The 12,085-nt window shown below is 64.5% G+C and carries 11 protein-coding genes and 1 riboswitch; of the genes, 1 reads left to right on the forward strand and 10 read right to left on the reverse strand.

Annotated elements, in window-relative coordinates:
• Positions 1–107 precede the first annotated feature (107 nt).
• The 7 genes from ABFE16_05060 to gmk form a co-directional block, all read right to left on the reverse strand.
• On the reverse strand, positions 108–467 hold the full coding sequence (locus ABFE16_05060; protein MEN6344653.1) for a tetratricopeptide repeat protein: 360 nt from the start codon (positions 465–467) through the stop codon (positions 108–110).
• Between the two features lie 62 nt (positions 468–529).
• Complete coding sequence (fmt, locus tag ABFE16_05065) at positions 530–1,468, reverse strand: methionyl-tRNA formyltransferase (protein MEN6344654.1); 939 nt, start codon at positions 1,466–1,468, stop codon at positions 530–532.
• Between the two features lie 3 nt (positions 1,469–1,471).
• Positions 1,472–2,044, reverse strand: a complete 573-nt coding sequence (def, locus tag ABFE16_05070; protein MEN6344655.1) for a peptide deformylase — start codon at positions 2,042–2,044, stop codon at positions 1,472–1,474.
• A 119-nt stretch (positions 2,045–2,163) separates the two neighbouring features.
• Positions 2,164–4,710, reverse strand: a complete 2,547-nt coding sequence (gene priA / locus ABFE16_05075) for a primosomal protein N' (protein MEN6344656.1) — start codon at positions 4,708–4,710, stop codon at positions 2,164–2,166.
• Positions 4,711–4,746: 36 nt separating this feature from the next.
• Positions 4,747–5,901 (reverse strand): methionine adenosyltransferase, encoded by a 1,155-nt coding sequence (metK, locus tag ABFE16_05080; GenBank protein MEN6344657.1) that lies wholly within the window; start codon positions 5,899–5,901, stop codon positions 4,747–4,749.
• 29 nt (positions 5,902–5,930) lie between these two features.
• The gene (gene coaBC, locus ABFE16_05085; protein MEN6344658.1) at positions 5,931–7,163 is read right to left on the reverse strand and encodes a bifunctional phosphopantothenoylcysteine decarboxylase/phosphopantothenate--cysteine ligase CoaBC; all 1,233 of its coding nucleotides are present in this window, start codon (positions 7,161–7,163) and stop codon (positions 5,931–5,933) included.
• Positions 7,160–7,801, reverse strand: a complete 642-nt coding sequence (gmk, locus tag ABFE16_05090; protein MEN6344659.1) for a guanylate kinase — start codon at positions 7,799–7,801, stop codon at positions 7,160–7,162. The genes coaBC and gmk overlap by 4 nt, the downstream gene beginning before the upstream one ends.
• Positions 7,802–8,012: 211 nt before the next feature.
• A riboswitch (cobalamin riboswitch) is annotated at positions 8,013–8,201 on the forward strand.
• Between the two features lie 123 nt (positions 8,202–8,324).
• Between gmk and ABFE16_05095 the strand changes: the two genes are divergently transcribed.
• Positions 8,325–9,056, forward strand: a complete 732-nt coding sequence (locus ABFE16_05095; protein ID MEN6344660.1) for a DUF1559 domain-containing protein — start codon at positions 8,325–8,327, stop codon at positions 9,054–9,056.
• Between the two features lie 124 nt (positions 9,057–9,180).
• Here ABFE16_05095 and ABFE16_05100 read toward each other — a convergent pair whose 3' ends face one another.
• The 3 genes from ABFE16_05100 to ABFE16_05110 form a co-directional block, all read right to left on the reverse strand.
• Positions 9,181–9,978, reverse strand: coding sequence for a sugar phosphate isomerase/epimerase family protein (locus ABFE16_05100; GenBank protein MEN6344661.1), 798 nt, complete (start codon positions 9,976–9,978; stop codon positions 9,181–9,183).
• A 240-nt stretch (positions 9,979–10,218) separates the two neighbouring features.
• A complete protein-coding gene (locus ABFE16_05105) occupies positions 10,219–11,433 on the reverse strand; it encodes a tetratricopeptide repeat protein (GenBank protein MEN6344662.1) in 1,215 nt (404 codons plus the stop codon).
• Between the two features lie 31 nt (positions 11,434–11,464).
• A complete protein-coding gene (locus ABFE16_05110; protein ID MEN6344663.1) occupies positions 11,465–11,956 on the reverse strand; it encodes a GNAT family N-acetyltransferase in 492 nt (163 codons plus the stop codon).
• Positions 11,957–12,085: the final 129 nt, after the last annotated feature.

Here is a 12,085-nt window from a genome sequence, read left to right on the forward strand (position 1 = left end):
GTCTTCAGAAGGGCGCCTTTGGCCGGGGACACGAGCCACAGCGGGCGACGAAAGCCCCGCAGCTTTGTGCAACTCGGCCCGGGGGAACGACTGCTCGACGGATGGGACTAGTAGTAGGCGAGGCTCTTGCGGGCTTCGCCGGCCTCCCGGGTACTACCGTCGATCTCAAGTATCTTCTCCAGAGCAGGCCGGGCACGCTCATACTCGCCCAGCATCTCCAGGGATCTGGCAAGGTCGAGCCAGTAGCGCTGGTTCTCTGGCTCCAGTTCCGTGGACTTCTCCATCCGGGCAATGGCACGGTCGAAATCGCCCGTGTTGAGCAGCACGTGCCCGAGGGCCCACCAGCAGGCGGCTGCGTCGGGGCACGCGCGCACCGCGTCCTCGAGCAAAGGCAGTGCCTTCTCGTAGTCTCCGCTGAGGCGGGCCTTGTTTGCTTCCTCGAAGAGCTGTTGGGTTTCTTCGTCCATTGGGCTCCAGCTTTGGCAGACGAAATGGGTGGCCACAGGGCTACGTGGTCTCTCGACCTGATCTAGCCAAGCCGGGCGCCGACAGTAAGCCGGGCGCCACGCAGGAACTCAGGTGCCGTCATACGCTTCTTGCCCTCGAGCTGCACTTCATCCAGCCACAGGCGGCCGTGACCGCAGGTCACCGCCGCCGCCTCGGTAGACACTTCCACGAAGGTCCCCACTTCTCCTTCCCCACTCTCAACGATCGTGTCGGCGTCGAGGTGGGCCCGGAGCACACGCAGCCCCTTGCCTGCTAGCGTCGTATGGGCGGTCGGCCAGGGATTGTAGGCTCGGACGGCCCGCTCAAGGGCCTCTGCCGGCAGGTTCCAGTCGATCAGGCCATCGCCCTTCTTCACCGAAGGTGCGAAGGTGGCCTGCGCGTGGTCCTGGGGAACTCGCGGCGCTGTACCATCGGCGATCAGAGCCAGAGCTTCCAGAAGCGTCTCAATTCCCAGGTCTGTTAGACGGTCCGTCAGCGTCCCACAGGTGTCCTCGGGCAGTATGTCCAGTTCGCGCTGAAGGATGACATCGCCTTCATCCCAGCCCGGGGCAATGTGCTGGATGGTAACCCCGGTTCGTTTCAGCCCCTGCAAGAGAGCATGCTGCACGGGAGCGGCGCCCCGCAGCTTCGGCAGCAAGGAGTAGTGCACATTGATGCACCGGCCGACCGTACAATTCCGAGGTCCGCAGGGCAGCTTCTGGCCGAAGGCCACCACCACACAGGTCTCCGGGTTCCCCTGCTCCAAGACCGCACACGCACCGCTGCATTTTCCGGCTTCAGGCTGCAAGACCTGTGCCCCGATCCCCAGAGCCTGCTCCTTGACCGGTGATGGCACCGGCGTCCTGTGCCGTCCGCTGGGCCGGTCGGGCTGCGTCACGACACCTGTGACCTGGTGGTGCTGCGCCAGGGCCGACAGGTACCGTGCCGACAGGGCCGGGGTACCGAAAAAGGCTACCCGCATGGTCTACCCCGCCTCTGCCTTCTTGAGCATCTGCGCGAATCGCGCCACTGCCTCCTCACGCGTGGTGGGGACCAGGGCGTACCCGTCTTCATCGTCCTGATCCGGCACAAGCCAGCCCAGGGTATCGAGGTCCACGGTGTCTATGAAAAGCACGCCGTTGAGGTGGTCGATCTCATGCTGCAAGGCACGGGCCAGCAGCCCCTCGGCCTCGATCTGGACGCGATTGCCCTCGACGTCCAGGCCCTCTGCCTTGACCTTCGCCGCCCGGGTCACCATTCCCTGGAGAGTGGGCAGGCTCAGACATCCCTCCGGACCCTCCTCCTCGCCTTGTCGCTTCATAATCCGGGGGTTGATGAGCGCATGGACGCGATCTTCCCCATCCCCGCACTCCAGGACCACGATCGCCCGCACCGACTCACCGACCTGGGGCGCTGCAAGTCCCACGCCGGGGGCCTCAATCATCGTCTCGGCCATGTCCGCCAGCAACTCGACGACCTCAGGGGTGATCTCCTTGATGGGCTTGGCCTTGCGGCGCAGAATCGGATCGCCGCAGAACACTATATCCCGCTTCGCCATTTGCCACGTCCTCACTTCTCGGCTTCGTAACCCAGCGAAGGCGTCTCACTCGTTTTGTGAACGCCCATCTCGCAGGGCCGGTTCCTCGGAGAGCCCTCCAGATCGACTCCGGGGGCTCGTTACATCATGTCCATTGGGTCAACATCCACAGTGATGACCGTATCGCCCGTACCGCCAAGGCGCTCGAGCACCGTATCCACAACCTCACGGACAGATACCGCGTCAGGGCCCTTCACCAGCAGGTGGTAGCGCCATTGGCCGCGCAGTTTGTGCAGCGGCGCCTCGGCCGGTCCCAGGAAGTGGACTGCACCCTTCTTGTGCGCGAGGCCCAACTCCTGAAGAAGCACGGCACAACGTCGTGCCGTGGCCAGAGCACGCTCTTCCTCAGCGTCCGTGAACCCGATCTTGATGAGACTTACGTAAGGAGGATACATGTTTGCGCGGCGTGAATCAAGCTCCCTTTGATAGAACGCCGCGTAGTCATGATGGGCCGCCGCCTCGATGGCGTAGTGGTCCGGGTTGTAGGTCTGAACGATCACTCGTCCGGGCTTTTCTGCGCGCCCGGCGCGGCCACTCACCTGGGTAAGAACCTGGAAAGTTCTCTCGGCCGCACGGAAGTCCGGCCGGTTCAGCCCGGTATCCGCGTTGAGCACGCCGACCAGGGTCACATTTGGGAAGTCGTGCCCCTTGGCGATCATCTGCGTACCCACCAGGACGTTGGCCTTCCCTGCTGCGAAGCTGCCCAGAATGTCGGCATAGGCTCCCTTACGTCCCGTTGTGTCGCGGTCCATCCGGGCTACAAGGGCGCCCTCCATCAGCCTCTCCACCTGGTCCGCAACACGCTCGGTTCCCAGGCCATGGAAGCCGATGTCATACCCCTTGCAGTTGTCGCACTGATCCGGCACGGCACGCTCGTAGTCGCAATGGTGGCAGCGCATCCGTCGCGTGCGATGGTGGTAGGTCAGGGACACCGCGCAGTCGGGGCAGCGGAGGCTGAAGCCGCATTCCCGGCACATGACGAAGGTGGAGAACCCGCGACGGTTGAGAAACAGGATGGCCTGTTGCCCGGCAGCAAGGCACTCCTGCAGAGCCTCCAGAAGCGGCCGGGAGAAGGTGCCGTCATCGCGACCGCGAGGCTCCTCACGCAGGTCCACCAGTTCCACCGGCGGCAGTGGGCGGTTATCAATGCGCTCCGGCAATTCGACCAACCGAAGGGGTAGCCCATTGCTACCACAGGAGGCCGGAAGCGCCTCCGGTGGCGTCGATGCGGCGAAGTAGGTCTCGACCATGGGTGTGGCGCTTCCCAGAAGCAGCACGGCGCCTTCGCGTCGGGCTCTCTCTGCCGCCACCTCAGCCGCTGCATAGCGGGGCTCTGAATCCTGCTTGTAGGCTCCCTCGTGCTCCTCATCCACCACGATCACGCCCAGGTCATGGCACGGGGCGAAGATAGCAGAGCGAGCGCCGACTACGATGTCCGCGTCGCCACGCCGGATTCGCTCCCACTCGTCATGGCGTTCCCCAGGTCCTAGCGCACTGTGGAGCAGAGCCAGTCGAGCGCCGAAACGTGACTGGAAGCGCCCGACGGTCTGGGGAGTGAGCGATATCTCGGGGACCAGGACGATCGCACTGCGCCCCTGCGAAAGGGCCGCATCAATGCTCTGCAGGTACACCTCTGTCTTGCCGCTTCCCGTGACGCCGTGCAGCAGGAAGGAGACCGGCTCGCGTCGATCGAGGGCTGCCCGGACCTGGTCGAGAGCCGCTTGCTGGGCGGGATTCGGCGTCAGGCAGGTCGACGAACCGCAGCGCAGACTCACGCCGGTCGGGGTCCTCAGGAGGCGTTCCGACTGCACCTGAACCAGACCAAGCTTCACGAGGGCCTTCAGGGGCTCCCGCGGTAGCTCGGAGCTGCGTACGGGCTCGCCCGCGGCAGACAGGAGGGTCGAGATCACCTCGGCACGACGCGGGCTTCGCCGCTGCAGCCCGCTGATGACCTCCTGCCAGTCGCGCTCGCCGGGTGCGAGGCAAGCGAACTGCTGCATCTTGTCCGAAGCGGCCGGACGCCGCAGACGCGAGGTCTCGATGACCAGACCCTTGCGCCGGAGCGCTGCGACCGCACTGGAGACCCGCGACGCCACGTCCTTGTTGGCTCCAAGGGTCTTGACGACCTGGCGCACACTCACGCCGTCCTTCTGCTGCAGGACCCGCAGCACCACCTGCTGGCTCGGCGCGCCGGAGAGGGACTTCACAGCCCCAGACTCCTGCCCTCGCGGGGTGAGCTGCAGGACCCGCTCGGTCTTGCGGCTGCTGCCTGGTGGAAGCAGGCACTTAAGGGCTGCTGCGAAGGGCGCACGATAGCGATCTGCCAGCCAGCGGGCGAGGTCAACCTCGTTCTCGCTGAGAGGGTCCTCGTCGAGCACCTTCTCGATCACAGGCTTCGTGGCAAACGCCGGGGGCGTCTCCGTCAGGCCGACCACGTAGGCACAGGCGGTCTGGCGGCCAAGAGGCACGCGCACGTAGCTGCCGACCTGGATCAGGTCGCTCAGCTCTTCGGGGACCAAATACGTCAGTACCCGGTCCAGTGACCGGGTACTGAGCTCAATCACGACTTCGCAGAAGGTCCCCTGCTGTACCTCTTCGTCAAACAGGGACGGTTGGCTTGCGTTCATGATGGATCGGGCAGGCAGGTGGGTACCACAGGGCCCCTAGAGACCCGCGGCCTCCTTGAGCTGCTCGACGCGGTCTACTTTCTCCCAGGTGAACTCCGGCTCCTCGCGGCCGAAGTGACCGTAGGCAGCGGTGCGCCGGTAGATGGGGCGACGCAGGTCCAGAGTCTCGATCATGCCGGCAGGCGACAGGTCGAACTGGTTGAGAACGATGTCGGCGATGCGATCCTCCGGGATCTTGGCAGTGCCGAAGGTGAAGACAGCAGCGGAGAAGGGCTTCGGGTCGCCAATGGCATAGGCAATCTGCAGCTCGCAGCGGTCTGCCAGGCCGGCAGCGACGACGTTCTTGGCGATGTACCGAGCCATGTAGGCGCCGGAACGGTCAACCTTCGTCGGATCCTTGCCGCTGAAGGCGCCGCCGCCGTGCCGGGCCAGGCCACCGTAGGTGTCGACGATGATCTTGCGGCCGGTAAGTCCGGTGTCGGCCTGAGGGCCGCCGATCTCGAACACGCCGGTGCAGTTGACCAGGACCTCCATGCCGGCGTCCCGCAGCTCTCTCGGGATGATGGGCTCGACGACGGTCTCGATGAGATCGGCGTGCATCAGCTTGCAGTCCATCCCGCGTCGGTGCTGAGCCGCCAGGAGGACCTTTGTCACGGCAACGGGCTTGTCGTCCTCATAGCGCACGGTTACCTGGGTCTTGCCGTCCGGTCGCAGGTAATCCAGCGTCCCGTTCTTGCGCACCTCTGCCAGCCGCCGGGCCAGCTTGTGGGCCAGCATGATCGGCATCGGCATCAGTTCGGGCGTCTCGTTGCAGGCGAAGCCAAACATCATGCCCTGGTCGCCGGCACCACCGGTGTCCACGCCCTGGGCAATGTTGGGCGACTGTGCATGGATGGCGGTCAGCACGCCGATGGTCTCGGCGTCGAAACCGTACTTGGCACGGGTGTAGCCGATCCCCTCGACCGTGCTCCGAACGACTTCGTCGACGGGAACGTAGCAGTCGGTGGTTACCTCGCCGGCGACGATGCAGGTGCCGGTGGTGACCAGGGTCTCAACCGCCACACGCGCCTTGGGCAGGTTGGTGTCATGGGCCATGATGAAGTCGAGAACTGCATCGGAAACCTGGTCGCACACCTTGTCGGGATGGCCTTCGGTCACGGACTCGGAAGTCAGGCTATAAACCTTCGGCAACGTGGTGTCCTCCCTTGTGGAGACAGCCTTCAGCCAATCAGCTTTTCGATTTCGTCCCAGATCGCTATCGCGATGTCTCGTTTGTCGGCCTGCGGCACTCGCCGCATCTCGCCAGTCCGATGATAGATGGTGACTTCGTTCGTATCGCCGGCGAACCCGGCGCCTGGCGCCGTTATGTCGTTGGAGACGATGGCATCCAGATTCTTGCGCTGGAGCTTGCCCAGGGCATTCGCCTCGACCTCATGCGTCTCTGCGGCGAACCCCACATGTATCCGCGACCCCTTGCGCGAAGCCAGGGTCGCGAGGATATCCGGCGTCTCCTGCAACTCCAGGACCAGATGGGCCGTGGCGTCCGGGGCTGCAAGGTCGGAAGTCTTCTTGATCTTGTGGTCGGTGCGTCGCACCGGCGAGAAATCCACCGGGGCTGCAGCGGCTACCAGGACGTCGGTCTCATGATGCCGGGCCGAGACGGCCTCCAGCATCTCCGCCGTCGTATCGACCGGCACGACCTCGGCACGCCAAGGAGCACGCTCATGAGTTGGCCCGGTAACGACCGTCACCCGGGCTCCCCGAGCCAGCGCCTCCCGGGCCAGGGCATAGCCCATCTTGCCGCTGGAGGGATTCGAGAGGAAGCGCACCGGATCAATCCACTCGCGGGTCGGTCCGGAGGTGATGAGCACGCGCTTCCCAGTCAGCTTGCTCTCGGTCGGCCCGAGCGCCTGGTCGACGGCATCGAGGATATCCTCGACCGCGCTGAGGCGGCCCATGCCCTCTTCCCCACAGGCCAGATGACCGCAATCAGGCCCGACGAACCAGTAGCCGAGGTCCCTTAGGGTAGTAACGTTCCGCTGGGTGATGGGGTTTCCCCACATGCGCCAGTTCATGGCCGGTGCGAAGATGACCTTGCCCGCCGCGGCACTGATGGTCGTGGTGAGCAGATCGTCGCAGATACCCGAGGCGACCTTACCGATCACATTGGCGGTCGCAGAGACGACGACCATCGTCTCAGCGAACTCAGCCAGCGAAATGTGCTCGATCTCCAGAGCGGCAATCGCGCCGAAGGTCTCGCAGGCAACATCCTGCCCGGAGAGAGCGCGGAAGGTGGTCAGACCGACAAACTCGGTGGCGTTGCGGGTGCAGACGACGCGCACTTCAGCCCCGGCCTGACGCAAGCGACTGACCACTTCGCAGGCCTTGTAGGCGGCAATTCCGCCGCAGACCCCGACAACCACTCGTCGCCCCTGCAGCGCTGTCTGACTCACAACCGATCGGCCTCCGCCTCCTGCAGCAGTCCGGCCTGAAGCCCGCGCCAGTCGAGGCGCCCAAGCCGGTTGCGCTCTCCCAGAAGAATGGCTTCGAGCTGGCCCATCGCGCAGGCAAGGTCATCGTTGACGACAACATACTCGAACAGGTCCAGGTGCGCAATCTCAGCCAGGGCGGTGTTCAGTCTGCGTCGCACGTCGGCCTCGGCCTCGGTCTCGCGACCCACCAGCCGGCTATGCAGAGCTTCCCACGAAGGCGGAGCGATGAACACCAGAACGGCACGGCCGCCCAGTTCTGTCCGAACGCTGCGCGCCCCCTGGTAGTCGATCTCAAGAATGATGTCCTCGCCCCGTGCCAGCGCCCGAAGGACTGGCTCACGAGGCGTGCCGTAGAGCAGGTCGCCGTGCACGGAGGCCCACTCGAGGAACCCGGACTCGCTGCGCAGGCGCCCAAACTCCTCGACCGAGATGAAATGGTAGTCGTCGCCATCCGCTTCGCCGGGGCGTGGCGCTCGAGTGGTACAGGAAACCGAGCGACTGACCTCAGGATGCGCGGCGAGCAGCTCCCGGATCACGGTGCCTTTGCCAACCCCCGAAGGGCCGGAGACTACCAGCAGGACGCCCTGACGATTCAGCAAGAGACCACCGTGAAGAGGAGGAGTAACCGGACAACAGGCGCCACCGGCTGCATCTGCAGCTCGGTCCCCTGAAGCCCGAACAGCCCTACAGGTCGCGCCTCGAAGGCCAAGGCCCGCGGGCGGTAGTGTAGCACAACGGGTAGGCTCTTGCAACGACGCGCCGGCTGAGCTTGCCAGCGCAGTTGCGAAGTGGTAAGATGACCCCCAAACTGAATACCATTCGCTTGCGAGGCGAGCGCGAGAGCGCTCATGGAAGACGGTGAGAAGCCGTCGCTGCCCCGCAACTGTAACCGGGTACGAACCCCGCTTATCGCCACTATTCCGCTTCCGCGGAATGGGAAGGCGCGGGAAGTAGGCTGATCCGGAAGTCAGGAGACGACCCCGCAAGCGCTGGGCTACAACCTCTCGAGGGAGGGGGGTGAGTGTTTCGTCTTGCCTTGCGCCGCGACTCGAGTGAGTCGCGGCTTTTTGCGTTCTGAAGACCGGGACCGAGGGCGTCCCGAGCCCAAAGGAGCCGTTCACCATGCGTCGTCGCCACGGTTTCACGCTCATTGAGCTGCTCGTCGTGATCGCTATCATCGCGATCCTGGCCGCCGTCTTGTTCCCCGTGTTCGCAAGGGCACGGGAGAAGGCACGCCAGACGAGCTGCCTGTCAAATATCAAGCAGTTGTGCCTGGGGTTTGCGATGTACGCCCAGGATGCCGATGAGGCCTTTCCTCCCGCATACTACTACGACAGCAGCTTCACGGTTGAGAATGCCTGGGACTACATCGTGAACTGGGGGAACGGCACGCACACGGTGGGGCTGATCGGCCCCTACACCAAGAACGCCGAGATCGCCAAGTGCCCGTCCTTCCCCAACGCTCAGAGTTGGGGGCGACCCTTCAGCGGCTACGGTTACAACACCACCTGGCTGGGAGCAACGGCAGAGGATCATGCCTGGGGGTATGCGCGGGCTGACCATCCCGCCTGTCTGGCTGAAGTCTCCGACCCGACGGGAACGGTCCTGCTGGCCGACAGCGCCTTCTACAGCGGCACGACGCTGTGCCAGAACAACTTCCTGCGCTCGCCCGGTGACGGCATGCGGACCAACGCTCACTACGGAGTGCACTTCCGCCACAACGGCACGGCAAACATCGGCTACGCGGACGGTCACGCGAAGTCCGTCGCCAAGCGCTGCAATCCGGACTCCCCGGTGGCGGAGAAGGACTGCGGCGACGTGAGCACCGACGCCTCCGCCTACGACCTCGACTGACCCCTCTGCCAGGAGACGCCAACACCTCCCGGAGCGTCGCCCTGGAAGGGTCAAAGTGAGACAGCCCCGGCTCGGCACAGCCGGGGCTGTCTGTTTTGTGCAGGCACCAGCACCAGCTCGGCGGTCAGCGCTGAACCTGGGCGCTGGAGATGATGTAGTGCAACTGGCGGGCGGTGTCAAAGACGAACTGCTCGGGGAACTGGCGATAGGCTGAGACTTCAGCGGTGATGTAGCCGTTGTAGCCCACGCCACGCAGCGCGTTCATGACCCGCGGGTAGTCAACGCTGCCTGTCAGGAGGCTGACGAACTGGCGGTTGTCGGTGTTGAAGTCCTTGACGTGGATCTTGACGATCCGCTCACCGAGGATGTCGATCCACTGGTGCGGATAGCCGAACAGGAGGATGTTGCCCACGTCGAAGTAAGCCTTGACCAGGTCACTGCCGAAGCTGTCGATGAAGTCGCGGAACTCAATCGGGCTGAGCAGGAACTTGTTCCACACGTTCTCGAGCGCGATGTTGACCCCTAGCTGCTCGGCGGTCGGCAGGATCTCGCGGATGCTCTTCTTGCTCAGCTCATAGGCGGCGGCGTAGGAGATATCCTCGGTCACAATACCGGGGACTACCAGGACGGTGTCAGCGCCGGACCACTTCGCCACATGCAGCGCCTGCTTAACGCCCTCGACGCCCTGCTCTCGGACAGCCTCGTCTGTGCTCGATAGAGGCAAACGCCAGTGGGTGCCGCACATCACACTATGGACTTCCAGACCTGCGTCGGCAGCCGCAGCGGCGATCTCTTCGGTCTCAGCCTGTGTCTCTACCTGGCCGATCTCAATGCCGTCCAGGCCGGCATCGGCGGCCAGTTGCATGCGCTCACGATGCGGGAGCTTCGGGCACACGAACCCGTAGTAAAGGGCCTTTTTCACAGCGGAGCCTCCTCTTCGGTCGTTGGCCATGCGTGCATGGCCGGTGGGTGCATATTCCTTGCCCTATCGGCAGGACCTTCCCCTACCAAAAGCAAACAGACCCTGGACCGTATCTTGTTCCGGAGCACGAGCCGAGGCGCTACCTCGAGGAACGCACCATACAGGCACGACACGGCCGGCCCTCTGGAGCTGTTCCCCAGGAAGGGCCGGCCTTGATCGCTACTGCGAGTCTGTGCGGCTCTAGCGCGGAGGCACTGTGATCGGCGCCGGACGTGCCGGAGTCGTCGAAGTGGACTCGCGACCTCCGGACCGAGGCGCCGACCCCGACTGCAAGTAGCGGCGCATGGTGTTGCGGTCCCACCACAGGTCGGCGAGGACTCCGGCCCGAATCTCGTCGGCGGTGGGCTCGGTGCGAGTGTTTGAGGTCAGCCACGGCTGGAGACGTTCACGAGTGGCGGTGGCACGGAAGAAGACGACATCCTCGTCGCCCTCGCTATCTGCCGACACGGGACTGGCACACCGTATGACGAGGGTCCTCATGGCGCTCTCAGTTCTCATCGTGCGCAGAGCGGCGCGGAAGGCACTGCGCAGCACATCCTGCTCTAGCTCCGCCACACTACTCGAGGCCGGCGGGCGCAGGGTCATGATGCCCACGCCGGAGTAGGTGTCGATCGAGAGTGAGGCCTTCCGGGTCAGCGGGCTTCCATCACGCCAGCGCTCCATGTACATCCGTGCCAGGACGCGGTGTTCCTCGGTAGTCAGGATCGTGGCGGCCGGCAGGTTCTCTGAGGGCGTCTTGGCGCCGGTTGCCGACTGAGGACGGCCGGTGTACCGCACCGCAGGTGGTGTACCTAGCCCGCCCGGCGCAGGAGCGGTCCCGGCACGGGGCTCACTGGCCGGCGCCAGCCCCGCCTTTGGTGCGACCGATTTCGGCGCTGTCGTAGAGGCTGCAGCAGGCTGAGCGACGCCGACGGGTGCAGGCTCCACTCCGCCCTGAGGGCGCGGACCGAAAGCCACGGCAAGCAAGTAGAAGAGCGCCCCGGCAAGAACGATGCCGCCCATCAAGAGCAGCATCCCACGCTGCCGACGCTCACGAGAGGTCGTCGCAGAGACAGTGGGGCGCGACACGACAAGCGGAATCTCAGGTCCGCTCTCCGGACCTGTTCCTGTCTCGATGGCACGAGCCCGCGCTGCCGCGAGCTTCTCCATCATGGTTGCGTCGAACTCCATCTCCAGCGCCTGCTCGTACCAGTCGACCGCCTCGGTCCACTGCCCCTGGGCTGCGGAAAGATCGCCCAGGACTGCCCGGACGGCCGCATTGCTCGGCCGGTCATTGAGCAACCGGCGGGCAAGACGTCGCGCGCCCGCATAGTCCTGGCGCTCGATCATCATCTTGACCATTGCCAGTTCATCATCGGTGCGGCCCAGGCCGCCCGAAGTGCGATCCGTTGCCAATCCTTGCACCTCCAGACGTTACGGCCCAGCCTTACTGATCGCCCGGCTCCTTGTGCTCCTCGGAAACCCCCAGGCGCTTCTCCATCCTCAGCCGTACTGCCGCGTAGCCCGTCCGCTCATATAGCTGCACGGCGTGCTTATTGCAGCAGCTTGCGTCCAGAGCGATTCGCAGCACCCCGCGCGATGTGCACCAGTTCTCCGCGAAAACCAAGAGCTCTCGCCCGTGCCCCTGACCGCGCAGAGAAGGGGCTACGTAGATATTCCGAATATACCCAATGCACGGGTCCACCATCGTGCCAATCAAGGATACCCACAGAAAGCCGCACGCTCTGCCCTCCTCCTCGAGTACGTAGAGCCCCTCCGTCGGGTTGTTCATCGCGCGGCGCAGTTCGTTGGAGTAGTCGCGCAGGAACTGGGCGGTTGCGATGAACCCGGGGAAGTTGGTCTCGTAGATCTCGCGCTGGAACTCCAGCACGTCCTCGGAGTGTCGGCGCCAATTCAGCGGCCTGATCTGCAGTGGCACAGGTCGGTTCCTCCCGAAGGTGAGTGAGCGTCTCGGGCCCACGCTCGTGTCGCGGTCGCAACGAGGCCCTATTCGCTATCCACAGGTTGTTCCCCTGTGGCAGGTTCGCCCCGAGTGTGCGGAGAAGGA

Source organism: Armatimonadia bacterium, from assembly GCA_039679385.1.
In the GTDB taxonomy this organism is placed as follows: Bacteria; Armatimonadota; Zipacnadia; order Zipacnadales; family JABUFB01; genus JAJFTQ01.

Coding starts and splice junctions, on each gene's coding strand:
- ABFE16_05095 (MEN6344660.1), top strand. CDS start 8,325: ATGCGTCGTCGCCACGGTTTCACGCTCATTGAGCTGCTCGTCGTGATC.
- def (MEN6344655.1), bottom strand. CDS start 2,044: ATGGCGAAGCGGGATATAGTGTTCTGCGGCGATCCGATTCTGCGCCGC.
- ABFE16_05060 (MEN6344653.1), bottom strand. CDS start 467: ATGGACGAAGAAACCCAACAGCTCTTCGAGGAAGCAAACAAGGCCCGC.
- fmt (MEN6344654.1), bottom strand. CDS start 1,468: ATGCGGGTAGCCTTTTTCGGTACCCCGGCCCTGTCGGCACGGTACCTG.
- priA (MEN6344656.1), bottom strand. CDS start 4,710: ATGAACGCAAGCCAACCGTCCCTGTTTGACGAAGAGGTACAGCAGGGG.